This is a genomic window from Marinobacter sp. R17 (assembly GCF_003789045.1).
GTDB lineage: Bacteria > Pseudomonadota > Gammaproteobacteria > Pseudomonadales > Oleiphilaceae > Marinobacter_A > Marinobacter_A mangrovi.
The window spans coordinates 1-26,925 of the sequence record NZ_RHGZ01000012.1 but is presented as its reverse complement, the minus strand read 5'-3'; the positions used below and the strand labels follow the sequence as shown (position 1 = coordinate 26,925).

The window sequence follows — 26,925 nt, the reverse complement described above, 5'->3', positions numbered from 1 at the left end:
CTCAGTTGAATCGGCATTGTCCGGGACGCAAGCATTGTTGCGTCCAATCGCTGTTATTGGCCTGCGTCGGCCCATTGTCGCCTTGCGGATTGCCAGAGGCCTTGGCAGGCAGGTGGCTGGGCACATTCAGTCGCGCCAGCAGCGGACGAATATGCTGCCGGAAAGCGGCGATCCGATCCGCGGGAACCCGGGCTGAAGTCGGAATCTTGGCGGTCAGCGGGTTGACCGGATGGTGCCGGACGTGCAGTTCGAAGTGCAGGTGCGGGCCTGTCACCCGGCCGGTCGCGCCGGACAGGGCAATCTTCTCACCCCGTTTAACGGCTTCGCCCCGACGGACCAGAATCTTGCTCAGATGCAGGTAACGGGTCTTGTAAGTACCGCTGTGCTCGATTTCGACGTATTTGCCGGCGTACGGGTGGTTGCCGATTCGCGAGACGATACCGTCGCCGGTGCTCATGACGGGCGTGCCTGATGGCGCGCCCAGATCCACGCCGTTATGCGGTGCCCGACGGCCCGTGATCGGGTGCAGTCGTTTGGGATTGAATGGCGACGTCACCCGATAATGGCGCTTGGTGGGCCAGCGCAGGAAGGCCGGCGTCACGCTGTCACCGGTTTCGTCGTAGTAGTTGCCGTCCGAATAAAGGAAGGCGTAATAGATTCTGGAACCCCGGTGCAGCTCGATGGCTTCGATCCGGGTGTTGCCCGTGGCCTGGGAGTCGGTGTGCTCATGGCCGACGATCACCGAGAAGGTATCGCCCGCGCGCAGGTCCCGGCGGAAGTTGAGTTTGCTCTTGAGCAGTTGGCTGACTTTGGCCACCTGCGCTTTATCCAGGCCTGCCTTGAGACCCGAGGCATAGAAACTGCCGTGGATATCACCGCTGACCCGGTTGCTTTCCCAGTGCAACGGCTTGGTGATTTCCTCGTGCTCGAAGCCGCCATCCTCAGTGCGGGAATACGACGCCGTACGGGCAACATCCATTTGCAAATCAAGCTTTTGCAGCTGGTTTTTCTCATCGAACGTGAAGGTCAGGGTTGTGCCCGGCTGGATGGTTTCCAGGGACAGGAATTCGGCATCCGCTTCCAGCAGCTTGTGCAGGGTATTGGCGGAGATGCCGTGATCCTCGAAGATTTCACTCAGCGTATCGCCGGATTGGATCTCGTAGGCCACCGGGTGAGGCTCGGTCGCCCGACTCAGTGCGCTGTTCTCCGTGTCCTTTGTTGATGCGTCAGCGGCCGCCTTCGCATCCTCGGCCGCGTCCGGTGCCGGTGGGGCCGTATTGTCAGCGCTCTGATCGGCTGGCAGCTCAACCTGCTGGATGGGGATAGAGACAGCGCTGGTGGGTTCAGACTGCCACATCAGGCCAACCGTGATACACAGGGCGGCGATGGCCAGAAGGATATGGCGGGAACGTCTGGTCAGGATCGATTTAAGCGGCATGGAGCAGTTTCAGTCAGGCGGTTACCGGATGTTCGTTGAATAGGTTCGGTCGGGGATACGGGTCCCCAAAACGCGCTAGGATACCTGTTGCGGCGTCGGGACGACAGTTAACTCCATTACACGGGCAAATAACTTCGGTTTTCACTGACCTGCCAATGAAGTCATAAAAAAGACGCTGCCAGGGACCTACGCCTTACCGACCCTCGTTGTCTGATCCTGCTTTTTTATTGCCTTGCTCTGTAAACCGCCGTCCTGGTTCGGTTTTTTCATATTGTCAAACTCGTGTCAAATGAATAGATTGCTAATCATATTGGCAAGGCACGGGACGGTCATGGCTTCCAGCGACTCCACTCCGAGACAGACACCAGAACATCCGAATCATCCAGGGAAGACGGTGCCTATCCAGCACGGCAAGGGCTTTCTCAAGGCCGATGTGTTCGTCTACATGCACGATGGGCAGCCGGTTATCTGCAAGGATTACAGTCGTTACCGCGGCAGTTGGCGGGCATTGCTTGCGCGTCTGCTGATTCGGCGCGAGGCCCGTATACTGGAATTCCTGAAAGACTGGCCGCATTCCCCCAAAGTGGTGGGCTGCATGGGCACGCTGGCGCTGATGATGGAATACGTCCCCGGCGAGCTGCTCAGCGAGCACATGGCCGCTGGCGATCCCTTCTGCTTTGCGCAGTTGATGGGCGTCATGAAATCGCTGCACGGTATGTCGGTTACCCATAATGACGTGCGCGGGAACAACATTATCCTCAGCAAGGACCGGGTCGTGCTAATCGATTTTGCCGGCGCGGTCCGGGGGCGGGGTATTGGTCGGCTTCTGCTGTCGCCGATGCGGCGCAGCGACATGTCCCACCTTCTGAAATACAAGGTCAGGATGACCGGCGAGAAGCCCACGGCGGAGGAGCAGCGCCTCTATCAAAAACCGCGCTGGATTCAGGTGCTGCAGCGGCTCTGGAAGCAACGACTGTTGCCGTTCTTCAAGCAACACGTCGGATGAGTGCGTCTGCAATATCAAAAGGCGTATCGAAGGTGCCGAAAATCGCTATTAGAAGCTATTCACGTGTCCGGTTAAGGTGAGGGCATCTGCTTTTAATGACGGGATAACAACACTATGTCCGCTATAAAGATTGGAATCGTGGGCTTTGGCAAGATCGCGCGTGACCAACATCTGCCCGCCCTCAACACCAATCCGGCCTATGAGCTGGTGGCCGTAGCCAGCCCATCCAGCACGTCGGATTCCCTGCCGCACTTCGCGTCTATGACGGCCATGCTGGAGTCGATGCCGGAGATCGATGCCGTGGCCCTGTGTGTGCCGCCGACCGTTCGCTATTCGTTGGCCAGCGAAGCATTGGCCCGGGGCAAGCATGTCCTGCTGGAAAAGCCACCCGGTGCAACGCTGGCCGAGGTTTACGAGCTTGAACGTCAGGCCCTGGAAGCCGGTCGAACGCTGTTTGCCTCCTGGCATTCCCGTCATGCGCCGGCCGTCGAACCGGCCCGGGAGTGGCTTCAGGGGCGTCGGATCGTGGGCGTGGATATCGAATGGAAAGAGGACGTCTGCGTCTGGCATCCGGGCCAGGACTGGATCTGGCAACCCGGCGGCATGGGCGTCTTTGATCCTGGCATCAACGCGCTGTCGATCGCCACGGCCATCCTGGACGACGCGTTTTTCTTCCGCGAAGGTGTCCTGGCGGTGCCGGACAACCGGCATTCTCCCATTGCTGCGGACTTGAGCTTTGCCAGCGCTGGCGGATACCCGGTGAATGCGGCCTTCGACTTCCGCCAGAAAGGGCCCCAGAGCTGGGATATCCGGGTCGAAACGGAGGAGGGCACACTGATGCTTTCGAAAGGCGGAAGCCAGCTCTTTGTCGATGGCACGTTGCAGTTCGAGGCACCCGAACAGGAATACCCCGGACTTTACCGGCACTTCGCCGAATTGATCGAAAGCGGGCGTCATGATGTGGATGTCAGCCCGCTGCGGCATGTGTCGGATGCCTTCCTGCTCGGGCGTCGCGTCATCGTCGACCCGTTCCACTGGGAGGCGGACTGAACCGGCCGCGTCTTGCTGAGAGGATCAGGCCTCCTCGCGAATGATCTCCCTCAGTGTCTTCATAAGGGCCGAGGCACCCGGTGACAGGCGCTTGTCCCTCAGGCTCACCAGGCCGTAGGGCTGGACCCGGATGGGTTCGCCAAACGGCAGAATACTGAAGCGCTGCGGGGCACAGAGCATTTCGGCCACCTGGCGGGTGGTCACCGTCAGCGTGTCGGATTTGTCGACCAGCGCCAGGGATACCAGGAAGTCCGGCGAATCGACGATGTACTTGGGCGGCTGCACGCCATAGTGCAGGAACAGGTTGTCGACACGCTTACGAAGCAGTGCGCCCGGTGGTTGCAGGGACCAGGGGTAGTCGGTCAGCGTGTCCAGCGATACCGGCGCCTCGCCCATCGCCGGGTGCCCCTCCCGGCAGACGATGCAGATATCCTCCTCGCCGATTTCCTCAAAGATGAACCGCTCCGCGGTGAAGCCTTCCGGAATCCGGCTGATCACAAAATCAAACTCGCCCTCGATCATCCGTGGAACCAGCCGCTTACTCACGTCCACATCGACGCGCACCTTGAGGCCGGGCAGGTCCCGATGAACCCGTTCCACGGCACTGGTCAGGATCGTGACCGCCGGGGCCATTACCGCGCCGACGGCGACCATACCCGCGTTGCCCTCCCGCATGGCATTGATTTCCTCCCCCGTGTGGGTGAGCTGCGACACGATGCTGCGGGCGTGGCGCACCATGATTTCGCCATACCAGTTGGGCGTCATCCCACGCGGGTGGCGATCGAACAGCACCACGCCGATCTGGTCTTCCAGGTCATTGAGGAGTTTCGAGGCGGCGGGCTGGTTCATGGACAGGCTTTCGGCTGCCCGATGCAGGTTGCGATGTTCATCCAGTGCGAGAAACAGTTGCAAGTGGCGCAATTTGAGTCGAGCACGCAGGAACCAATCGCTGGCGAGTGTGGCCATAAGCCGTGTCCTGTCTTGAACGATATTGGATTTGTTATTGGTTCACCCGAAAAAAGGTATTAGTCGGGTATCAATCCCTAGTCTAACGTGATGTCGGGCGTTCGCGTCCACTTTTTCAAACAACAACAATTCTGAAAGCAGGAGCTACGACATGAAATGGATGATCGCATCCGCACCCTGGGTTCTAGCCGCCGCGATCAGTGGCCCGGCCCTGGCCGCCGACAATCCGGCCTCAATGACGGACGCCGTGAAGACATCCGTCTTCGGCACCTTACCGGATGGCCGTGAGGCCCGGCTGTACCGGTTTTCCAATGCCCACGGTATCGAAATGGCCGTGACCAACTACGGCGGTATCATCGTGTCACTGCGCACCCCTGACAGTGACGGCGATGTCGATGACATCGTGCTGGGTTTTGATTCCCTGGACGGGTACCTGTCCAGGGCTTACCAGACCTCCAACCCCTATTTCGGGGCATTGATCGGCCGCTATGGCAACCGGATCGCCGGCGGTGAGTTCACCCTGGATGGCAAAACCTACACCCTGGCGAAAAACAACGGTCCCAATCACCTGCATGGGGGCAACAAGGGGTTCAACCAGGTGCTGTGGGATGCGAAGCCGTTCTCCAATGACACCGGGACGGGCGTGATTCTAAGCTACACCAGCGCGGATGGGGAGGAAGGCTATCCGGGCAAACTGGACGTCACGGTGACCTATACGCTGAGTGACCAGGACACGCTGTCGGTCGAGTACAACGCCACGACCACCAAGGCCACGCCGGTGAACCTGACCCAGCATTCCTATTTCAACCTGGAAGGCGAGGGCAGCGGCAGCATTCTGGACCATCGTCTGATGATCAATGCCGACGCGTTCACGCCCGTGGACAAGACGTTGATTCCCACGGGTGAAATCCGGCCGGTGAAAGGCACGCCGTTTGATTTTCGTGAAGCCACAGCGATCGGAAAGCGGATCAACGACGACAATACCCAACTCGAATACGGCCCCGGATATGACCACAACTTCGTGTTGAACCGCCCGGATGGCCGTGACGGCGAGCTGGTCCTGGCGGCACGGGTGACCGAGCCGGACAGCGGTCGGATACTGGAGATCGCCACCACCGAGCCGGGTATCCAGTTCTATTCCGGAAATTTCCTGGACGGCACCCTGACTGGCAAGTCGGGTCGGGCCTACGGCCGTCGCAATGGCTTCGCGCTGGAAACCCAGCATTTCCCGGACTCCCCGAACCAGAAAGACTTCCCGTCAACCATCCTGGAACCGGGTGACACCTACCACACGCGCACGGTGTATACCTTCTCGGCCCGTTGATGAAAAGAGGTGTTTTGAAAGGCCATCGTCGGCATCTCGCGGGCGGTGGCCTTTTCATTCCGCGCGCTGTTCTGAAGGGGCTGTGTCTGTGCGCCTATATTGATATCAAAAGTGGTATCAAAAGTAGCCAAAATTGGGATTTGTAGGATATCGCTGGTCGCCCTAAGGTGGAACTGTCTTCAGGACACAGAACGTGTGCGCAACAACAACAAACCGTGCCTTCGAGGCACTCAGGAGACATTGAATGCGATCTCTTCGTAAGCTGAAAACGCTGGCTATCAGCGCCAGTTTTGCCTGCCTCCCCCTGATGTCCGCTCATGCGGCGCAGGAGGACACCACCATTGGATTTATCGTCAAGAAGCCGGAACAGGCATGGTTCATCAATGAACAGAGCGCCGCGACCGAACTTGGCAAAAAAGACGGATTCGAAGTCGTGAAGCTGTCCGGCGTGGACGGCCAGGAAGTTCTTTCCGCGATCGACAACCTCCATTCACAGGGCGCCCAGGGCTTTGTGATCTGCCCGCCGGACGTGCGTCTGGGACCGGTGATCAAGCGTCGTGCCGAGCAGTACGATATGAAAGTCGTCACCGTCGATGACCGCTTCGTCAATGCCGATGGTGAGCCGATGAAAGACGTGCCCCACCTGGGCATGTCCGGTTACAAGATCGGCCAGCAGGTGGGCAACACCATCGCCAAGCAGATCAAGGCCCGGGGTTGGGATATGGACGATGTCGCCGCGCTGCGCATCAGTAACTACGAGCTGCCGACCGCCAAGGAGCGTACGGACGGTGCGACGGACGCCCTGATGGATGCGGGTTTCAAGAAAGACAACATCTTTGACGCCCCCCAGCAGAACACCGATACCAGCAGCGCCTTTGCCGCGGCTTCCCCGGTGTTCTCCAAGCAGAGCAAGTACAAGCACTGGGTGATTTACGCGCTGAACGAAGAAAGCGTGCTGGGCGGCGTCCGCGCCAGCGAGCAGTATGGCCTGACGGCCGATGACGTGATTGGCGTTGGTATCAACGGGTCCGGCGCGGCCTTTGCCGAGTTCTCCCGTGAAAAGCCCACCGGCTTTTACGGCACCATCGCGGTCAGCTCCACGATGCATGGCCGCCAGAGTGCCAAAAACCTCTATAACTGGATTACCGAAGGTGAGAAGCCGCCGGCGAATACCCAGACCACCGGCAAGCTGATGACGCGTGACAACTGGCAACAGGTCCGCGACGAGCTGGGGCTTTAAGCGGATGTCGGGTGTCTGCCGCAACCCGGGCGCCCGACCGTTCAGAGGTTTTCGGGAGTTCAATCATGTCTGACCCATATCTCCGGTTTGACGGCATCTCCGTGGAGTTTCCCGGCGTGCGTGCGCTCGACGATGTGTCCTTTGGTGCGCAGGCGGGCGAAGTTCACGCCCTGATGGGGGAGAACGGGGCCGGTAAATCGACCTTGCTCAAGGTGCTCAGCGGCGTCAACCGGGTCACTTCCGGCGCACTCTGGATCAACGGCGAGCGTCACGTGTTCGCTAATGAACGGGAAGCGCTGGACCAGGGCATCGCCATCATCTACCAGGAGCTGACCCTGTCGCCCAACCTGTCCGTGGCGGAAAATCTGTTGCTGGGCCAGTTGCCCGTCCGCAAGGGCTTTGTCGACCGGCGTTCGTTGCGCGAGAGCGCACTGGGCGTGTTGCGGGAGCTGGGCGAGGAGGGCATCGACCCGTCCACACGGGTACGCGACCTGTCCATCGGCCAGCAGCAGATGATCGAGATTGGCCGGGCCCTGTTGCGCAACGCCCGTATTATTGCCTTCGATGAGCCGACCAGCAGTCTGTCGGTCCAGGAAATCCGCAACCTCAAGCGCATTGTCAAACGGCTGCGGGATGAAGGCAAAGTCGTGCTTTATGTGACCCATCGAATGGATGAGGTCTTTGAAATGTGCGACGCCATTACGGTGTTCCGGGACGGCAAACACATCAGCACGCACCCCACGCTTGAGCATATCGACCACGACATCCTGGTCAGCGAGATGGTCGGTCGCGAGATAGAGGATGTTTACGGTTACCGGGAGCGCGAACACGGCCCGGTCCAACTCGAAGTGAAAGGCCTGAAAGGGCCCGGCGTCAGCGAGCCGGCCAGCTTTGATGTCCGCCAGGGCGAGGTTTTTGGTCTCTTCGGATTGGTGGGCGCCGGCCGCAGTGAGCTGCTTCGACTGGTCTGCGGGGCCGAAAAGGCCGAGGCCGGGTCGGTGCGCTACAAAGGGCGTGACTGCCTGTTTACCAGTCCCCGGGAAGCGATCCAGTCCGGCATCGCCATGTGCCCGGAGGATCGTAAGACCCAGGGCATTTTTGCCATCGCCAGCGTCGGCGACAACATCAACATCAGCTGCCGGCGCTTTTTCTCCCGCTGGAAGCTGTTCCGCAACACCGCCCAGGAAGCCCGCAACGCCCACGACTACATCCGGCGCCTGCGCATCAAGACGCCAGGCCCGGAAACCCGCATCGGCACGCTGTCCGGCGGCAACCAGCAGAAAGCCATCCTGGCCCGCTGGCTGGCCGAGGAGATCGACGTGTTCGTCATGGACGAGCCGACGCGCGGCATCGACGTGGGGGCCCGGCGAGACATCTACTCGCTGCTCTACGATCTGGCGGAGCAGGGCAAGAGTGTGGTGGTCATTTCCAGCGACCTGGCGGAGGTCAGCTCGATCTGCGATCGCATTGGTGTGATGCGGGACGGGCGCGTGATTGATGTGGTCCCGCGTGACCAGGCCACCCCCGAACGTTTGTTGGGCCTGGCGTTGCCGGCCTGAACCAAAACAAGAGAGAACAACCATGTCTACGGAAAAACTGGCTCAGGCACAGTCCACTCCAGACTTCTCGGCCAGCCGCGGCGGGCTGACCCGGATCGTGCGCAACCTGCTCGATACGTCCGGACTGATTGCCGTCTTTATCCTGCTCTTCATCGGGCTCTCCGTGATGGTGCCCGACTTCCTGACCGGCCGGAACATCGTCGGCCTGCTGTTATCCGTCACCCTGATCGGCACCATCGCCACAACCATGATGATGGTGCTGGCGCTGGGTGAAGTGGACCTGTCGGTGGCCTCCATCGTGGCCTTTACCGGCGTGGTGGCCGCGGTCATGACCTCCACCTCCGGCAGTGTCTTTATCGGTGTGATGTCCGGTGTCGCCGCCGGCGCCGCGGTTGGGGCCTTCAACGGCTTTGTGGTGGCCCAGTTCGGAGTCAATTCGCTGATCGCCACCCTGGCGGCGATGGAGTTTGTGCGCGGGCTGGCCTATATCACCTCCGGCGGTGACGCGGTCATGATCACCGTGCCGTCCTTCTTCGACCTGGGCAGCGCCTCCTTCCTGGGGCTGACGGTGCCGGTCTGGACCATGATCGTCTGTTTCCTGATCTTTGGCGTGCTGCTCAACATGACCGCCTTCGGCCGCAATGTGCTGGCCACCGGCGGCAATGCGGAAGCGGCCAACCTCGCGGGCGTCAACGTACGCCGCCTGAAAATCACCGTCTTTGCCCTGCAGGGCGTGGTAGCCGGCGTGGCCGGGGTGCTGCTGACCTCCCGCATGGGGCTGGGCGATCCCAACACGTCCCTGGGTCTTGAGCTCGCCGTGATCTCGGCCTGTGTACTGGGCGGGGTGTCCCTTTCCGGCGGCGTGGCCTCTATTACCGGCGTGCTGGTGGGCGTGCTGATTATGGGCAGCGTGCAGAACGCCATGGGCCTGCTCAACGTCCCGACCTTTTACCAATACCTCGTGCGCGGCGCCATCCTGCTGCTGGCCGTGCTGTTCGACCGTTGGAAACAGACCCGTCGCAGCCGGGCCTGACCGGACACTGACGTCCTGAACGAGTCCCGAATCTGTCTTTAGGAGCATTATCCGATGTCTGATAAAAAGCGTCCGCTGCGTTCGGAAGCGTGGTTCGGCACGGCCGACAAGAACGGCTTCATGTACCGAAGCTGGATGAAGAACCAGGGGTTCCCCAAGCACATGTTCGATGGCCGGCCGGTAATCGGCATCTGCAACACCTGGTCCGAACTGACCCCGTGCAACGCCCATTTCCGGCGGATCGCCGACAAGGTCCGTCAGGGCGTCCTGGAGGCCGGCGGCTTCCCGGTGGAGTTCCCGGTATTCTCCAACGGCGAATCCAACCTTCGGCCGACGGCCATGCTGACCCGCAACCTGGCCAGCATGGATGTGGAAGAATCCCTGCGAGGCAACCCGGTAGACGGCGTCGTGCTGCTGGTCGGATGTGACAAAACCACCCCGGCATTGCTGATGGGTGCAGCAAGCTGTGATCTGCCCACCATCGTCGTCAGTGGCGGCCCGATGCTGAACGGCAAGCACAAGGGCCAGGACATCGGCTCCGGCACGGCCGTCTGGCAACTGTCCGAGCAGGTCAAGGCCGGCCAGATCTCGATCCATGATTTCATGTCGGCCGAGGCGGATATGTCCCGCTCCGCCGGCACTTGCAACACCATGGGCACCGCGTCGACCATGGCGAGCATCGCCGAATCCCTGGGCACCTCACTACCGCATAACGCCGCCATCCCGGCGGTGGATTCCCGGCGCTATGTGCTGGCTCAGATGTCCGGTAACCGAATTGTGGAGATGGTCCATGAAGACCTGCGACTGTCGAAAATCCTGACCCGGGAAGCCTTCGAGAACGCGATCCGCGTGAACGCCGCCATCGGCGGCTCGACGAACGCTGTGGTCCACCTGAAGGCCATCGCGGGTCGGATCGGTGTCGACCTGTCCATGGAAGACTGGACCCGGATCGGCCGGGGCACGCCGACCATCGTGGATTTGCAGCCCTCAGGCCGGTTCCTGATGGAAGAGTTCTACTACGCCGGCGGCCTGCCTGCAGTGCTGCGTCGCCTGGGCGAAGCCAACCGGCTGCCACATCCGGATGCGCTGACGGCCAACGGCCAGACGCTGTGGGACAACGTCAAGGACGCACCGCTTTACAACGACGAAGTGATCCGTCCGCTGGATAACCCGCTTTGCGATGACGGCGGCATTTGCGTCCTGCGCGGCAACCTGGCACCCCGTGGTGCCGTCCTGAAGCCCTCGGCGGCGACGCCGGAACTGATGAAACACCGGGGCCGGGCGGTGGTGTTCGACAACTTCGACCATTACAAGGCGCGGATCAACGATCCGGAACTGGATGTAGACGCCAACAGCGTGCTGGTCATGCGCAATTGCGGGCCCAAGGGTTATCCCGGCATGGCCGAGGTCGGCAACATGGGGCTGCCCGCCAAGCTGCTGGAGCAGGGCGTGACGGACATGGTGCGCATTTCCGATGCCCGCATGAGCGGCACGGCCTACGGGACAGTCGTCCTGCATGTCGCGCCCGAGGCTGCCGACGGTGGGCCGCTCGCGGCCGTGCGCGATGGCGACTGGATCGAACTGGATTGCGAGTCCGGTCGCCTGCACCTGGACATCAGCGAAGCCGAGCTGGCGGCCCGCATGGAAGACGTGCATCCCGGCACCTCCAGGGTGCTGGCCAGCGACGGCGGCTACCTGCAGCTCTACATCGACCACGTGCTGCAGGCGGACGAAGGCTGTGATTTCGACTTCCTCGTGGGGCAGCGCGGCGCCAAGGTGCCGTCCCATTCCCATTGAGCCTCTCGTTTGACGGATTGAATCAGGAGCACGTTATGCAACTTTTCCAGGCCCAGGATGAGGCGGGACGCCGGCTGGTCATTGCCGGCACCGGAGACGACAGTACAGGCCGTGTGCTGGACGGCGCCAAAAGCGTCTATGCACTGGCGCTGGAGGCGCTGCAACGGGGGACGCCGCTGCAGGTACTGGTGGCCGACTGGCCCGGACAGGACCGCGTCGACCTCAATGCGCTGGCCGACGAAGGGCGGCTGCTGACGCCGATCGACCATCCGGACCCTGCTCATCTGCTGGTGAGCGGCACCGGCCTGACCCATCTTGGCAGTGCCGAAGGCCGCGACAAGATGCATCGACAGCTCGACGAGCCGGAAACCCTGACCGATTCCATGCGCATGTTCCGCATGGGGTTGGAGGGCGGCAAACCGGAATCCGGCCAGGCCGGCGTGCAGCCGGAATGGTTCTACAAGGGCGACGGCAGCATTGTGGTCGCTCCCGGCGAAGCGCTGGGGCAGCCCGGCTTTGCCCTGGATGGCGGCGAAGAACCGGAAATCGCCGGTATCTACGTGATCGATACCAACGGCACGCCTCGGCGACTGGGATTTGTGCTCGGCAATGAGTTTTCCGATCACGTGACCGAGCGCCAGAACTACCTGTATCTGGCTCATTCCAAGTTGCGGGCCTGCTCATTCGGTCCGGCACTGCGGCTGGGCGAGTTGCCATCGGACGTTCAGGGTATGTCCCGGATTCACCGCAATGGCCAGGTGCTTTGGGAAAAGCCATTCCTCTCCGGCGAGGCCAACATGTGCCACAGCATCGCCAACCTGGAAGCGCATCATTTCAAGTACCCGCAATTCCGTCGTCCGGGAGACGTTCACGTGCATTTCTTCGGCACGGCAACTCTCAGTTGCGCCGATGACGTGATCACCCGGGACGGCGACATTTTCGAGATCGAAGTGGCGGATTTTGGCCCGACGCTACGCAACCCGCTTGTCCACATCCGGGCGGAGTCCGTTGCGGTCAGCGAACTCTAGGTTGATCGCCACTTTTTAACAGGAGGAATCCAATGACGCAGATTCTTGGTCAACAGTATGTCGGCGGCCGGCGCGTTGCCGCAGGATCATCCACGATGCAGAGTCTCTCGGCTTCAACGGGTGAGGCCTCTCCCGCGACGTTCTACGAAGCGACCCCTGAAGAAGTCTCTTCAGCGGCGAAGGCCGCCGACCAGGCCTTCGGTATTTATCGGAAAACCGATCCCAACAGCCGGGCCGATTTCCTGGAGGCCATCGCCGATGAAATCGATGGTTTGGGCGACGATGTGATCGCCGAAGTCATGCGGGAGACGGCGCTGCCGGAAGCCCGCCTCAAGGGCGAGCGCTCGCGAACCAGCAACCAGTTGCGCCTGTTTGCCCGGGTCGTGCGCCGCGGCGATTTCTTCGGCGCCCGGATCAACCGGGGGCAGCCAGACGCTCAACCGCCCAAGCCGGACATCCGCCAGATGAAAACCGCGCTGGGACCGGTGGCGGTATTTGGGGCCAGCAATTTCCCGTTCGCCTTCTCGGTGGCCGGTGGTGACACCGCATCGGCGCTGGCCGCGGGCTGTCCGGTGGTGGTGAAAGCTCATCCCGGGCATATGGTGACGTCCGAATACGTGGCCAATGCCATTGAGCGTGCCGTGGAAAGCCAGGGCATGCCCAAAGGCGTGTTCAACATGATCTACGGGGATCGGGTTGGGGCTCAACTGGTGCAGGAACCGCTGATCAAGGCCGTGGGTTTCACCGGCTCCCAGAAAGGCGGCCGCGCCCTGTTCGATCTGGCCCACGCCCGGCCCGAGCCCATCCCTGTCTTTGCCGAGATGTCGAGCATCAACCCCATGTTTATGCTGGAAAGCGCGCTGGCCGGGCAGGGTGACGACATGGCCAAAGGCCTGGCGGGTTCGGTTACCCTCGGTTGCGGTCAGTTCTGCACGAATCCGGGTCTGATTCTGATGCGCCGTTCCGAAGCCTCATCCCGTTTTATCGACAAATTGGCGTCGGCGCTGCGCGAGCAGCCGGCCCAGACGATGCTGAATGCGGGCATTCTTTCGAACTACGGCAAGGGTCTGGAACACCTGGTGAGCCTGGGCGGCATTGATGAGATCGCTGCGGGGCCATCGGAAGACGGTGAGGCGGGTGCGCGGCTGTTTACCGCCGACAAGAGTTTGCTGCTGTCAACGCAGGGCGGCGAAGCGTCACCGTTGCTGGAAGAGGTATTCGGCCCGGCGACGGTCGTGGTCGAGGTCGACAGCGACGAGGAACTGGTTGCTGCCGCCCGCGCCCTGAACGGCCAGCTCACTGCAACGGTGTTTGCGGCCGGTGGCGCGGACCTGCGCGACCAGCGGGAGCTGCTCTCGGTGCTGGAACAGAAGGTCGGTCGGTTGCTGTTCAATGGCTATCCGACCGGGGTCGAAGTGAACGACACCATGGTCCATGGCGGTCCTTATCCGGCGACCACCGACGCCCGCGGCACGTCGGTTGGTAGCCTGGCCATCGAGCGCTACCTGCGCCCGGTCTGCTATCAGAACATGCCGGACGCAGCGCTGCCCGATGCAGTGCGGGACAGCAACCCGCTGGCGTTACTGCGGTTGGTGGACGGGGATTACTCCCGGGATGCCTTGTAGGCCGGGCTGAAACGAAAAAGGGGCGCGATTTTCGCGCCCCTTTCTGTTTGTGACAGGGATGAATAGTCATCGCCGATTCAGGGGAGTGATGTAGCCGACGCTTTAGAGGGTGTTGCAAAAGCTACTGCGCTCAGCCATACGGCGTTGAAAATCGCCTCGTGCGCGAGTCCGATCAAGATGCTCATTTACAACCCGTAAACTGCGCTCTTTCGTTGATTTTCGCCTTGTTTGGCTATCGCTCGCGACGCTTTTGCAACACCCTCTTTAGCTTCGGAGCCGTCCGAAGGACGGCCTCGGACTTCAAGCGAATCTCAAACCGGGCACCTGCGGCGCCTACGAAGCGAAAGCGTCGGCTACATTGAAAAGTTACCCTTAAAAACGCAGCAGCGCCGCGCCCCAGGTGAACCCGCCGCCGAAGGCCTCGAGCAGCACCACTTCATTCTTCCGGATCCGGCCATCCCGAACCGCCGCATCCAATGCCAGCGGAATCGACGCGGCGGACGTATTCCCGTGCTCGTTGACGGTGACCACCACCTGATCCATGGACATGTTCAGCTTCTTGGCCGTAGCCGAAATGATGCGCAGGTTGGCCTGATGAGGCACCAGCCAATCGATGTCCGACTTCTCCATCTGGTTGGCTTCCAACGTTTCGTCGACAATCTTGCCGAGGGTGTTGACCGCCATCTTGAAGACTTCGTTGCCCTTCATCTCGACAAAGGCGCGGCCGGCCTTGACCCGCTCGAAGTCCGACGCGATACCGCAGGGGACATGCAGCAGTTCTTCGTAACGGCCATCGGCGTGGATGTGGGTGGAGAGAATGCCGGTTTCCTCGCTCGCTTCGAGAACGACGGCGCCGGCGCCATCACCGAACAGGACGCAGGTGGCGCGATCATCCCAGTCGATGATCCGGGAGAAGATTTCCGCGCCGATCACCAGGGCTTTCTTGCTGGCGCCCGTCTTGACGAACTTGTCAGCGGTCGCCAGGGCATAGACGAAACCGCTGCAGACCGCCTGGATATCAAATGCCGGGCAACCCTGGATGCCCAGGCGGGCCTGGAGAATGCAGGCGCTGCTGGGGAAGATCTTGTCCGGGGTGGAGGTGGCGAAAACAATGAGATCGATCTCCTGCGGATCAATCCCCGCGGCTTCAATCGCTCTCAGCGACGCCTGCTCCGCCAGGTCCACCGTGGTCTGGTGGTCCAGGGCAATGTGGCGCTGCTCGATGCCGGTCCGTTCACGAATCCACTGGTCACTGGTGTCGACCTTCTTTTCCAGGTCTTTGTTGGTAACAACATTGTCCGGCAGGTACGAACCGGTGCCAGTGATGCGAGCGTAAGTCATGTGTGATGGATTCCCGGGGCTTGCTAATTCATTGTGTCGAGCCTTATGAAAGTCATCCTACACGGCATCCCGGACTTGGGTTATTAGCGATTTGTCCTAAGATACCGGACAGGGAAAATGCCGGTGCGTTCAATCCAGCGCCCCGAGATATCAGAGAGGTAACTGTCGAATGCTGCGATTTTTCAGGATTGATAACGGGTTGATCCGGGAGATGGATGTGGCGCCGGACGAGGCGGACTCGGCGCTGGAGAAGGCCGACTGGATCGACGTGCATACGCCGGACGAGGACGAGCGCAACCTGCTGCAGCGACTTTTGCACACCGATGTGCCAGAGTTCGATGAAGTGGAGGAAATCGAGGCCTCCGCCCGCTGTTTTGTGGATCAGGCCGGCATTCACGTGCACTCCCTGTTCCTGACCCAGACCGAAGGCCGCCACGACACCATTTCCGTCGCCTGCATTCTCCAGAGCCGTCGACTGATCACCATTCGCGAAGACGACGTGGCAGACTTCCGGCTGATCCGCATGCGCGCCCGGCGGGGTCAGGTTGAGGCCAACTCACCGGAGGAGCTCCTGGTGACGCTGTTCGAGCAGAAGATGGAGAACCATGCGGATTCGCTGGAAGACCTGCACCGTCAGCTGGAGGACGTCTCCTACATGGTGCTTGAAGACGAGGAAGCGGAGCTGGACGAAGCCATTGGCAAACTGGCCCGTCTGGAGGACAGCAATGGCAAGATCCGGCTGTGCCTGATGGATTCCCAACGGGACATCTCCTTTCTGCTGCGGCATTTGCGCAGCGCCTCCGAGCATGCCGATACCCTGCGTGAAATCATGCGCGACATCGAAACCCTGATGTCTCACACCACCTTCCTGTTCGACAAGATCAACTTCCTGATGGACTCCACCCAGGGCTTCATCAACATCGAGCAAAACCAGATCATCAAGATCTTCTCGATCGCCGCAGTCGTCTTCCTGCCGCCGACCCTGGTGGCCAGCATTTACGGCATGAACTTCGACGTGATGCCGGAACTGCACTGGCTGGGCGGCTATCCCTGGGCGCTGGGTCTGATGGTCATGGCCGGTATTGCCCCGTACCTGTATTTCAAGAAAAAAGGCTGGCTCTGACCGTATACCCACTGGGGGATATAGAGCCGAAATGTCCCGGCCGGTTAGGCTTGATGCAAAGTCAATCAATGTCGGGAGAAGACCATGAAAACCAGCGCGGAATGGAAAGCCCTGAGCGAGTCGGTGCCCCTGCACGGACAGGCCTTTATCGGTGGTCAATTCCAGGACGCCGTGTCCGGCGAGACCTTCCCGTCGATCAATCCGGCCACGGAAACCAGGCTGGCGGACATTGCCAGCTGTGATACGGCCGACGTGGACCTGGCCGTCGATGCGGCCCGCAAGGCGTTCGTTTCCGGCGCGTGGTCGGATCTGTCGCCGGGCGACCGCAAGCGGGCCCTGCTGCGCTTCGCGGATCTGGTTGAGCAACATGGCGACGAACTGGCGGTTCTGGACAGCCTGGACATGGGCAAGCCGATCAGCGAGATGGTCGCCATCGACGTGCCGGACTCCATCGATTGCCTGCGCTGGACCGCCGAGTCCATCGACAAGCTGTACGGCGAGATTTCACCCACCGGCAGCGACACGCTGGGTCTGATCAGCCACGAACCGGCTGGTGTGGTCGCCGCCATCACCCCCTGGAATTACCCGCTGATGATGGCCATGTGGAAGATCGCGCCAGCTCTGGCGGCGGGCAATTCGGTCATTCTCAAACCGTCGGAGAAAAGCGCCCTGAGCGTTCTGCGCCTGGCGGAACTGGCCAAAGAAGCAGGCATTCCCGACGGCGTCTTCAACGTGCTGCCCGGGTATGGCCACACGGCCGGCAAGGCGCTGGCGCTGCATAACGATGTCAACGTGCTCGCATTCACCGGCTCCAGCCGGGTCGGTGGTCTGTTGATGGAATACGCCGGCCAGTCCAACCTCAAGCGGGTCTGGATCGAGGCGGGCGGCAAGTCACCGATGCTGGTGTTTGAGGACTGTGAGGACATCGAGAAGGCCGCCGGTACCGCAGCCGCCGCGATCTTCTCCAACCAGGGCGAAGTCTGCATCGCCTGCTCGCGGCTTTACGTTCAGTCGTCCATCCGGGAGCGTTTCACCGAAGCCCTGTTGGAAGCGGCCAAAGCCTACCAACCCCGGGACCCGCTGGATCCGGAAACCCGTATGGGCGCGCTGGTTGATAAAACCCAGCTGGAAACCGTGGCCCGCTATGTCCAGTCGGCGATCGATGAGGGCGGCCGGGTACTGACCGGCGGCGTCCCCGAGGCGGTGCCGGGGCAGGGCTATTTCGTTCAGCCCACCATCATTGGCGATGCCCACAACGGCATGCGGTTTGTACAGGAAGAAATCTTCGGACCGGTGCTGGCCGTGGGCGAGTTCAGTGACGAGGCCGAAGCGATTCATCTGGCCAACGACAATCGCTACGGCCTGGGCGCCTCCGTCTGGACCGGCAACCTGTCCCGGGCGCACCGCGTCAGCCGGAAAATCCAGAGCGGTATGGTCTGGGTCAACGGTTGGGGTGGGGGGGACAGCACCATGCCGTTCGGCGGGATGAAGGCGTCGGGCTTCGGCCGGGACAAATCCCTGCATGCCCTCGAGAAGTACACGGACATAAAAACCGTCTGGATCAGTCTTTGATCCCGTCGCTCGGTTCCGCTAGGAATTGTCTTCCAGATGGCTCAGGTGATTGATGAACTGAGTGAAGATTTCCGCCTGGGTGGAGGTGTTCAACCGCGCATGGATGTTCTTGCGGTGCACCTTCACTGTGCCGACGCTGATGGTCAGGCGGTCGGCGATCGCCTGGGATGAAAACCCCCGCAGGATCAGGTCGGTGATCTCCCGCTCGCGCTGGGTCAGGACGCCGCTGGCGAAGGTGCGCAGGGCCCGTTTCATGGGCCCGTCCGAGCGTCCATATTGCAGGAATTCCCCGGACTGGGCCTGCCAGAACTGGCGCACCAGTGCACTGATGACCGGATAGAAATCCTGCAGGGCGTTCAGTTCGGTGCGGGAAATGCTTTCGAGCGACGCCCGGCGCCCCAGCGTAATGGCGCAGGTCACCTTGTCGTCCAGGCGAATCAGCAGATTGATCTCGTCCACCAGGCCGAAGTTCTGGTAGCAGGTCTGGTAATACTCCGTGCTCTTGAAGGAATCCGGCATGATCTCGGCCAGCCGCACGATGCCGGGTGCCGCACCGTTCTTGATCGCGTGGAACAGCGGGTCGAGCACATAGGCGTGGTTGATGTACTGGCGCAGTGTGTCGCTTTGCTCTTCGGGATCGGATGGGTGGACCAGAATAGGTCGCAGCGACTTCTTGTAGGTCAGCAGCAGGATGGTGTCGAAGAAACACAGGGTCGAGAGGAAGGCCTCCAGCATCGAGGGAAAGCTGCGTAGTCGCTGGTGCTCGATGAGGACCGCCAGGTTCTTCTGCCAGCTCTCATTGGCCTGTATCTGATTAACGCGATCTCTCATCACCATCCTTTTTGTTCTTTCAGCGCACCACGGAATGTCATCCGTTGAAAGCGATGCCCAAGGATGGCTCGCTACGGCACGGGCTTCTTCGAGGATTCTATAAGGCTAAGCCAGTTGGTGGACCGGCACCAGCCCGGTCCACCGCAAGGATCATGCCGCGGACAGGTTGCTGACCCGCTCATAAGTCCTGTCCAGTGCAATACGTAAGCGATCCACCATCTCGTCAATTTCCTCGCGACGGATCACCAGAGGCGGAGAGAGCACAATCCGATTGCCGCAGGCCCGGGCGATCAGACCGGCGGCGGTGCATTCGTCGCGGCAAAGGGTGCCCACGTCCTCGTCAAAGAAGGTGCGGGTCTGGCGGTCTTTCACCAGCGCGAGTCCGGCGATCAGACCGATGCCTTCGATGTGACCGCACAGCGGGTGCTCGCCAAGGACGTCCCTGAGGCGAGCCTGCAGGTAAGGGCCCGTATCGGATGCGACGGACTCAATGACACCTTCCTCACGAAGCAACCGGATGTTTTCCAGCGCTACCGCCGCCGCGGCCGGATGGCCGGAATAGGTGAATCCGTGATTGAAGTCGCCGCCGTGTTCAGTCAGAACGTCCGCAATCCGGTCGCCCACGGCGACAGCGGAAATCGGCAGGTAGCCGGAGGACAGGCCCTTGGCCATGGACATGATGTCCGGTTGGAAATCATAGGTCTGGCAACCGAACCACTGCCCCGTGCGGCCGAACCCACAGATCACTTCGTCCGCCACTAGCAGCACGTCGTACTTGCGGCAGATCCGCTGAATCTCGGGCCAGTAGGTGCGGGGCGGTACGATCACGCCGCCGGCGCCCTGGATCGGCTCGCCGATAAAGGCGGCGACGTTGTCCGGGCCCACTTCCAGGATTTTTTCCTCAAGTTCGCGGGCGCGCTTCAGGCCGAATTCGTCCTCGGACAGGCCGTCTGCTTCGCCATACCAGTAAGGCTGACCAATGCGGTGAATGCCCGGCAGCATCGGGGCGCACTGACGGTGCATGTGTCCCATGCCGCCCAGGCTGGCGCCGGCCAGGGTGCTGCCGTGATAGGCGTTCTCACGGGCAATCAGCAGCTTGCGATAGCGCTTGCCCTCGAGCGTCCAGTAGTGGCGCACCATCCGGATCACCGTGTCGATGGCTTCCGAACCGGAGTTGGCGAAAAACACGCGGTTCAGGTCACCCGGCGTGATGTCGGCGATGGCCTCGGCCAGTTGGGTGACCGGCTCGTGGGTGCTCTGGAAGAAGGTGTTGTAGTAGGGCAGCACCTGCATCTGGCTGGACGCAGCATCGATCAGCTCCTGGCGGCCATAGCCGATATTCACGCACCACAGGCCCGCCATGCCGTCGATCAGCTGGTTGTTATCCGCATCCCAGACATAGACGCCGTCGGCGCGGGTAATCACCCGGGCTCCTTTTCGGTTCAGGGCCTGGGTATCGGTAAAGGGGTGCAGGTGGTGGCGGGCGTCCAATTCGCGCACCGCGTTTCCGGATGTTGGGCTTATTGTTGTGTACGGCATGACAGCCTCCAGAGGGATGAGAGTGCTCGCAGCGTTATTTCGGACGCGGCGGGGTCAGGGTCCAGGTTAACCATAGGGAATGTCGTGATTGGGGGGATATACCCCTAAGGGTATATGTGTCCGAGAGGGAAAAACGGCGGCATGAACGGCCTCACATACCCCCCGGGTGATAGATACACGCCACTGGCGATGGGATATCGTGAAGGTCTGACTTTCGAAAAAGCGTTCAAGAGTGAAGCGTATGACCATTAACAAGAATCAGGACAAGCACCGTGACCTGGACCTCTTTATTACGGACCTGAACGGCAATCTACGCGGAAAACGCATGCCCGCCAGCGGACTGAAAAAGGCGCGCAAGGAAGGGCTCAAACTGCCTCGTTCCGTGGTTGGCTTCGATTTCTGGGGGGCCGACGTGCTGGAAAACGGGCTGGTCTTTGAAACCGGCGACAGCGATGGCGTTTGCATGCCCGTCACGGAAGATCCGATACCCGTACCCTGGTCGGAAGCACCCCGGGACCAGATGCTGGCCATGATGTTCAACCCGGACGGCTCACCGTTTGAAGCCGATCCACGCCAGGTGCTCAAGCGCATGGTGGATCGCTTTGCTGAACAGGGCCTGACACCGGTCATGGCCACCGAGCTTGAGTTCTATCTCATGGATGCTGAATCCGAAAGCACCCAGCGTCCGATTCCGCCGGCGCTGGCGGACGGTAAGGGCCGGCGCCTGTCGAACACCGAAGGCTACGCCGTTGAAGAGATGGACGGGTTCGAGGCGTTCTTCGCTGATGTCCGGGCAGCCTGCCAGGCACAGGGCATTGGCGCGGACACCATCATTGCCGAAATGGGCCCCGGCCAGTTCGAGGTGAACCTCAACCACGTGGCCGATCCGTTGAACGCCGGCGATCAGGCGATCCTGTTCAAGCGCCTGGTGCGCGGTGTGTCGCGTCGCCATGGCTATTCCGCCACCTTCATGGCGAAGCCCTATGCCGAGGAAAGCGGCAACGGTTTCCACGTGCATTTCAGCCTGCTCGATCAGGACGGCAACAACGTCTTCGACAATGGTACGGAGCAAGGCAGTGACCTGCTGCGTCATGCCGTCGCGGGCCTGATGCAGTTGATGCCCGAGAGCATGCTGGTGTTTGCGCCGCACTTGAATTCCTATCGCCGCTTCATGCCCGGCGCCTATGCCCCGACGCATGCCAGTTGGGGCTACGAGAACCGGACCGTCGCGATACGTGTACCGGAAAGCCCCAACGTTGCGCGGCGGATCGAACACCGCGTGTCGGGTGCCGATGCCAACCCGTATCTGGTGCTGGCCTCCGTGCTGGCAGGCGCACTTTACGGCATGGACAATAAGCTCGAGCCCAACGCACCGGTCGAAGGCGACGCCTACGCCGAAGAGAACCCGGAATACCCGCTGCCCTGTGAATGGCAGGACGCGACCAATCGTTTCGACCAGAGCGAGATTCTGCGCGAATACCTCGGCGAGGAATTTGTCCGCGTATACGCGGAAGCCAAGCGCCAGGAGCGTCGTCGCTTGAACGAACGCATTTCCGATGTGGAGTACGAGGCCTACCTGGGCCTGCTCTGAATTTTTATCCAGACAGCGCGTGCGCCTGATCCGCACGCCAGGAGTACCCGATGAGTCTGAGAATCGGCATCCTAGCCACGGGCATCACCCCGGATGACCTGCTCGAAAAGCACGGCTCCTACGCCGACATGTTCGTAAAACTGTTCGGTCACGCCGGCTACGATTTTACCTTCACCACCTACGATGTCCGGGACGACATTTTCCCGGGCGCCGCCGATGCGCACGACGCCTGGATCATTACCGGTTCCAAATCCAACGTGTACGAAAAAACACCGTGGATGAGTCGCCTGAAAGACCTGATCCTCGAGATTTACGATACCGGCCGTCCGATGGTCGGCATCTGCTTCGGGCATCAGATTGTGGCGGAAGCCTTTGGCGCCGACGTGAACCAGTATCCGGACGGTTGGGGTGTTGGCCTGCACACCTATCAACTTGAAAGAGACGTGCCGGAGCTGGACGGTCTTGGCGGGCAATTCACCTTGAGCGCCGTGCACCAGGACCAGGTGCTCAGCAAGCCCAAGCAGGCCGAGGTGATCGCCTATTCCTCCTTCTGCCCGTTTGCGGCGTTGCAGTACGACAACCGCATCCTGACCCTGCAGGCGCACCCGGAGTTCAACGTCGAGTTTGAAACCCAGTTGCTGTTGTCGCGTCGCGACGACCCGATTCCGCCGGCTGCGGCTGACGAGGCGCTGGTGGGGCTGAATGACGAGTCCGCCCACACCGATTCGCTTCAGGTGGCTCATTGGATGGCGTCGTTCCTCCAGCAGGGCGCGCAGCACTAAGTTTCTTTTCAATTCATAGCTTGTCTCCACTTCGACCGGCCTTTTGAGCCGGTCTTTTTTTGTCTGCTGCATCCCGCGGCGGTCCCGAATTGAATCAGCTTGGGCGTCACTATCCTGGGGCCCTACCGGGCCCTCCGAAGCTAAAGCGTCGGCTACATTGGAGCAGCCACTCGAACATGTAGCAGATGCTTTAGCTTCTGAGGCGCCGAAGGTGCCCATTTTTGGATATACGGCGTTGCCGACAGCCCCTTCGAAGCCGAGGAAGTGTTCCAAAAGTTGCCGGTTTGCACAACGGATACTCCCTCTCCCCTTGAGGGAGAGGGTTGGGGAGAGGGGGCGCCGGCAGGCGCTCGTTATTTCAGGCTACCAATATGTCTTGCGTGACTCTCACCGCACCCCCTCTCTCCAAACCTCCGCTCCGCGCCCCGGCCCACATCCAGAGGCTGTGGGCGTTCCGGCGGGCGAAGCGATGCTTCGCTGTTTCCGCCTGCACCCCGCCAGGGGAGAGAGGCTTCAAACCGCCACTACTTGCACGCCCTCTCAGGCGACGTGAGCGACGGCGTCCGTTGGGCTTGGACTCAGAGAGCCTGATCGCCCGCCGCGCCATAGGAATCATCCGGAACACCCTTCAGCCAGACACAAAAAAGCCGGGCGAGGCGCGAAGGCCTGGCCCGGCGATCAAGTGCGATACGTCAGGCGATGGCGTAACCCATCACCAGGAAGGACACAAACGCCAGGCTCGCGCCAATCATGGCGTACGGGATCTGTGTCAGACCGTGCTGCATCGGTGTGCACCCCGAACCGGTGGATGACAGCACCGTAGAGTCACTGAAGAAGCAGGCGTGGCTACCGAAAGCCGAGGCAGAGAGCAGGGCGCCCACGGTCAGCGGCATGGACATGTCCATGGCATGAGCCATCGGGATCACGATCGGCAGGGACACCACAAACACACCCCAGTTGGAGCCCGTGGAGAACACAACGGCCGCCATGGTGGCGAAGACCAGGGCCGGCAGCAGCTCCGGGGACAGGTACGGCGTGATGGTGTCGATAATGTAGGTGGTCATGCCCAGCTCATCGTTGATGGCCTTGACCATGAACCCGGCGCAGACGACGGCGATCGGATGCAGCATGACCTTGAAACCGTCCAGCATGGAATCGGTCAGCTCGCCGAAGGTCATCAGGCGTTGCCAGAAGTACAGCACCATGGTGAAGATGGACGCCACCAGGGCACCCAGCAGCAGATCGATGTCGTAGTAGACGCTGGCGATGATCAGCACGGCCATCGGCAGCAGGAAATTCATCAGGCCCACAGTCGTCGAAGTGCGACGGACGTTGCTGGTATCAAAACCCAGATCTTCAACGCCATCGGGAATCGGTTGGCCTTTACTGGCGCGTTCCTCGGCCTTCTTCATCGGGCCGAAGTCCTTGAGGATGCCCATGGCGACCAGGAAAACGACGATCAAAGCGGCCCAGCCATAGGCCATGTAGGGAATCGATTCGATGTAGAGCGCCATGCCCTGGCCGTCAGCGGCCGCGCCGTTCTCTTCCAGCAGCGCGCCAAAGTAAACCGCCCAGGTGGAAATCGGAACCAGGATGCAGACCGGTGCGGCAGTGGAATCCACCAGGAACGCCAGTTTCTCACGGGAAATCTTGAAGCGGTCCGTCAGCGTCTTCATGGACGCGGATACCGCCAGGGAATTCAGGTAGTCGTCGATAAAGACCGCGAGGCCCAGGAATGACGTGGTCAGCATCGTGCCGCGCTTGGTCTTGATGCGCTTGGCCAGCATGTCGCCGAAACTCAGGACGCTGCCGCCGCGCTCCAGCATGTTGATCAGCCCACCCATCATGCCGCAGACCAGCACAATCCAGGCGATGGTCTCGTTCTGGACCACGTTCATGGACAATTCGCCCAGGCTGCTGAACAGGTTGGTGGGGTCGATCAGGAGGGAGCCGGCGATGATACCGGCAAAGATGGATTCCAGGGGGCGTTTGGTTTTGACGGCGACGAGAACAATCAACAGGGACGGCAGCAAACTCAAAACACCGTATGAATCGCCTTCGACATGCCACGTGGACATATAAGCGAAGGCGGCCAGGATGGCGCCGTAGCCGACTATGGAATAGAACGTTTTCTGACCGGGGCTGTCCGTCAAGCCGTCATCCCCCGGTGTGATCCCGCTTTGGGTACGCATCGTGTCATCAGTCATTATATTACCCGTCTCTTGCTTTTTTATGGAGCCGCGATGAGAGCCGTCACCGCGGGGTTTATGGCAATTCGATTTCACCGGGTCAGCGCCTTTGCGCCACGGTTTTTGTTATGGAGCCTCTGACGGAGTCCTGAGTGCGCAGAGACGCTTCAGGCCTCATCAGCAGGAGAAATCAAAAGCCGAGCTGGTCGCGCAGGTTGTAGAACCAGGCGCCCATGGCGGTCAGCGGGATTCGCATCGCCCGACCGCCGGGGAATTTGTACTGGGGCAGGCCGGCGAAAATATCGAACCGCTCCGCCTGGCCCTGGATCGCGTCACTGATCACCTTGCCCGCCAGGTGCGTGCAGGTGATGCCGTGGCCGCTGTAGCCTTGCGCGTAATAGACGTTGCTGCCGATGCGGCCGAACTGGGGCAGGCGCATCAACGTCAACAGGAAATTGCCGGTCCAGGCGTAATCCACGTTCACGTTCTTCAGCTCCGGGAACGTCTTGAGCATCTTCGGAACGATCAGGGATTCGACCTTGCCCGGCTCACGAGCACCGTAGGTGACGCCGCCGCCGTAGATCAGCCGGCCATCGCCGGACAGGCGGAAGTAGTCGAGGAGGTAGTTGCAGTCCTCGACGCAGTTGTCTTTCGGGAGCAGGCGCTTCTGGACGGCTTCCGGCAGCCGCTCCGTGGTGATGATCTGGGTGCCGCACGGAATTGCCTTGGACTCCAGCTCGGGCAGCAGACCGTTGAGGTAGGCGTTGCCGGCCACCAGCACGTAGTCGGCTTCCACACAGCCTTCCTCGGTGTGCACCACCGGCTTGTCGCCCTCGCGAATCCGCAGGGCCGGGGAGTTCTCGTAGATCGTGCCGCCCAGGGATTCGACGGCCGCCGCTTCGCCCAGTACCAGGTTCAACGGATGAAAATGCCCGCCGCTGTGGTCGATCAGGCCGCCGGTGTAACGATCGGAGCCGATGTGCTCGCGAATGGCGTTCTGGTCCAGCAGTTCGAGTTGTTCGTGACCGTGGGCCTCCCACAGCTTTTTCTTTTCGACCAGTTCATCGAACTGTTTGCCATTGCAGGCCGCGAAAATACCGCCTTCTTTCAGGTCGCATTGAATGTTGTAGTCTTTGACGAAACGGCGCAGGATGCGGCCGCCTTCGAAGGCCATCCGGCCCATCTCCGCGCCGACTTTTTCACCGTAGTTGCGTTCGATGAAGTCGATGTCGCGGCTGTAGCTGTTGACGATCTGCCCGCCGTTGCGGCCGGAAGCGCCGAACCCGATACGGCTGCCTTCCAGCACCACCACCTTGTAGCCTTTTTCGGCCATATGCAGGGCCGTGGACATGCCGGTAAAGCCGGCGCCGATAACGCAGATGTCGGCCTTGATGTGACCCTGCAGGGTCGGGCGAACGGTCTTGTCGTTCGCGGACGCCGCGTAGTAGGAGTTGGTATGTGACGTTGTAAGCACGGTGTTGCTCCCGAAAACATCGTTGAATCTTGACCGGCTGTTCTGACGGCTCGCCGGTTCAGTGTTGGCTTGGATACAACGTTACGGAGAAGTGACAATCCCGTGATATACCCCCCTGGGTATATTTTTGGAGAGCAACGAATGCAGGGCTGAACCAGCGTGGAACAAGGGGTGTCGATCATGCGCAAAAGCGGTGCGCGCAAGGGCTGCCAGGGAGGTGAGCAGAGATTGAACAGGGGATGTGCCGACTGTTTTTCAGCGTTGGCGTCTTGCTGGCGGGGATAAAAAAAGGTTCATCGCACTTTACCGGGAAAAGCGGCTTTGATTTTCAGGAAGAAGTAGTCGTTATCCCGGTAGCCGTACGCCATCCGCTTGATCACCTTGATTTTATTGTTCATCCCCTCCAGCACGCTGGTA

21 protein-coding genes are annotated in these 26,925 nt (G+C 60.8%); 13 read left to right on the top strand and 8 right to left on the bottom strand.

The features are described from left to right. Window position 1 precedes the first annotated feature (1 nt). Window positions 2-1,438 (bottom strand): peptidoglycan DD-metalloendopeptidase family protein, encoded by a 1,437-nt coding sequence (locus EB809_RS10285; RefSeq protein WP_123634733.1) that lies wholly within the window; start codon window positions 1,436-1,438, stop codon window positions 2-4. Window positions 1,439-1,832: 394 nt separating this feature from the next. Between EB809_RS10285 and EB809_RS10280 the strand changes: the two genes are divergently transcribed. Together EB809_RS10280 and EB809_RS10275 are read left to right on the top strand one after the other, a co-directional pair. Then, a complete protein-coding gene (locus EB809_RS10280; protein ID WP_190294868.1) occupies window positions 1,833-2,444 on the top strand; it encodes an RIO1 family regulatory kinase/ATPase in 612 nt (203 codons plus the stop codon). 114 nt (window positions 2,445-2,558) lie between these two features. After that, the gene (locus tag EB809_RS10275) at window positions 2,559-3,494 is read left to right on the top strand and encodes a Gfo/Idh/MocA family protein (protein ID WP_123634731.1); all 936 of its coding nucleotides are present in this window, start codon (window positions 2,559-2,561) and stop codon (window positions 3,492-3,494) included. Window positions 3,495-3,518: 24 nt separating this feature from the next. Here EB809_RS10275 and EB809_RS10270 read toward each other — a convergent pair whose 3' ends face one another. Further along, window positions 3,519-4,460 carry a LysR family transcriptional regulator gene (locus EB809_RS10270; protein WP_123634730.1) on the bottom strand — a complete coding sequence of 314 codons (942 nt, stop codon included), beginning with the start codon at window positions 4,458-4,460 and terminating at the stop codon, window positions 3,519-3,521. Window positions 4,461-4,611: 151 nt separating this feature from the next. On the opposite strand from EB809_RS10270, the gene EB809_RS10265 reads away from it, so the two are divergent. From EB809_RS10265 to EB809_RS10235, 7 genes are all read left to right on the top strand, one after another. Beyond that, entirely contained in the window at window positions 4,612-5,784 is a 1,173-nt protein-coding gene (locus EB809_RS10265) for an aldose epimerase family protein (RefSeq protein WP_123634729.1), read from the top strand. 244 nt (window positions 5,785-6,028) lie between these two features. Next, on the top strand, window positions 6,029-7,024 hold the full coding sequence (locus EB809_RS10260) for an arabinose ABC transporter substrate-binding protein (protein WP_123634728.1): 996 nt from the start codon (window positions 6,029-6,031) through the stop codon (window positions 7,022-7,024). Window positions 7,025-7,089: 65 nt separating this feature from the next. Then, complete coding sequence (gene araG, locus EB809_RS10255; protein ID WP_123634727.1) at window positions 7,090-8,583, top strand: L-arabinose ABC transporter ATP-binding protein AraG; 1,494 nt, start codon at window positions 7,090-7,092, stop codon at window positions 8,581-8,583. A gap of 22 nt (window positions 8,584-8,605) precedes the next feature. Continuing rightward, window positions 8,606-9,616 carry an L-arabinose ABC transporter permease AraH gene (araH, locus tag EB809_RS10250; protein WP_123634726.1) on the top strand — a complete coding sequence of 337 codons (1,011 nt, stop codon included), beginning with the start codon at window positions 8,606-8,608 and terminating at the stop codon, window positions 9,614-9,616. 54 nt (window positions 9,617-9,670) lie between these two features. Further along, window positions 9,671-11,413 (top strand): IlvD/Edd family dehydratase, encoded by a 1,743-nt coding sequence (locus tag EB809_RS10245; protein ID WP_123634725.1) that lies wholly within the window; start codon window positions 9,671-9,673, stop codon window positions 11,411-11,413. A gap of 35 nt (window positions 11,414-11,448) precedes the next feature. After that, the gene (gene araD1, locus EB809_RS10240) at window positions 11,449-12,441 is read left to right on the top strand and encodes an AraD1 family protein (RefSeq protein WP_123634724.1); all 993 of its coding nucleotides are present in this window, start codon (window positions 11,449-11,451) and stop codon (window positions 12,439-12,441) included. A 32-nt stretch (window positions 12,442-12,473) separates the two neighbouring features. Beyond that, a complete protein-coding gene (locus EB809_RS10235; protein ID WP_123634723.1) occupies window positions 12,474-14,066 on the top strand; it encodes an aldehyde dehydrogenase (NADP(+)) in 1,593 nt (530 codons plus the stop codon). A 372-nt stretch (window positions 14,067-14,438) separates the two neighbouring features. Here the strand turns inward: EB809_RS10235 and EB809_RS10230 are convergent, their stop codons facing one another. Beyond that, entirely contained in the window at window positions 14,439-15,407 is a 969-nt protein-coding gene (locus tag EB809_RS10230; protein ID WP_123634722.1) for a beta-ketoacyl-ACP synthase III, read from the bottom strand. A gap of 169 nt (window positions 15,408-15,576) precedes the next feature. Between EB809_RS10230 and corA the strand changes: the two genes are divergently transcribed. Further along, window positions 15,577-16,530 (top strand): magnesium/cobalt transporter CorA, encoded by a 954-nt coding sequence (corA, locus tag EB809_RS10225; protein ID WP_123634721.1) that lies wholly within the window; start codon window positions 15,577-15,579, stop codon window positions 16,528-16,530. Between the two features lie 84 nt (window positions 16,531-16,614). Beyond that, on the top strand, window positions 16,615-18,102 hold the full coding sequence (locus EB809_RS10220; protein WP_123634720.1) for an aldehyde dehydrogenase: 1,488 nt from the start codon (window positions 16,615-16,617) through the stop codon (window positions 18,100-18,102). Window positions 18,103-18,120: 18 nt separating this feature from the next. Here the strand turns inward: EB809_RS10220 and EB809_RS10215 are convergent, their stop codons facing one another. Together EB809_RS10215 and EB809_RS10210 are read right to left on the bottom strand one after the other, a co-directional pair. Then, window positions 18,121-18,933 (bottom strand): response regulator transcription factor, encoded by an 813-nt coding sequence (locus EB809_RS10215; protein ID WP_123634719.1) that lies wholly within the window; start codon window positions 18,931-18,933, stop codon window positions 18,121-18,123. 150 nt (window positions 18,934-19,083) lie between these two features. Beyond that, entirely contained in the window at window positions 19,084-20,472 is a 1,389-nt protein-coding gene (locus tag EB809_RS10210; RefSeq protein ID WP_123634718.1) for an aspartate aminotransferase family protein, read from the bottom strand. Window positions 20,473-20,713: 241 nt separating this feature from the next. On the opposite strand from EB809_RS10210, the gene EB809_RS10205 reads away from it, so the two are divergent. Together EB809_RS10205 and EB809_RS10200 are read left to right on the top strand one after the other, a co-directional pair. Beyond that, window positions 20,714-22,063: a glutamine synthetase family protein gene (locus EB809_RS10205; RefSeq protein WP_123634717.1), complete on the top strand. Its 1,350-nt coding sequence runs from the start codon at window positions 20,714-20,716 to the stop codon at window positions 22,061-22,063. 50 nt (window positions 22,064-22,113) lie between these two features. Beyond that, a complete protein-coding gene (locus tag EB809_RS10200) occupies window positions 22,114-22,845 on the top strand; it encodes a glutamine amidotransferase-related protein (protein WP_123634716.1) in 732 nt (243 codons plus the stop codon). Between the two features lie 692 nt (window positions 22,846-23,537). On the opposite strand, the gene EB809_RS10195 is transcribed toward EB809_RS10200, so the two are convergent. From EB809_RS10195 to EB809_RS10185, 3 genes are all read right to left on the bottom strand, one after another. Then, on the bottom strand, window positions 23,538-25,052 hold the full coding sequence (locus EB809_RS10195) for a Na+/H+ antiporter NhaC family protein (RefSeq protein WP_223807908.1): 1,515 nt from the start codon (window positions 25,050-25,052) through the stop codon (window positions 23,538-23,540). A gap of 172 nt (window positions 25,053-25,224) precedes the next feature. Next, a complete protein-coding gene (locus tag EB809_RS10190; RefSeq protein WP_123634715.1) occupies window positions 25,225-26,508 on the bottom strand; it encodes an NAD(P)/FAD-dependent oxidoreductase in 1,284 nt (427 codons plus the stop codon). A 293-nt stretch (window positions 26,509-26,801) separates the two neighbouring features. Beyond that, window positions 26,802-26,925 (bottom strand): transposase (locus tag EB809_RS10185; protein WP_148079180.1); only part of this gene is annotated, 124 nt, incomplete at its 5' end.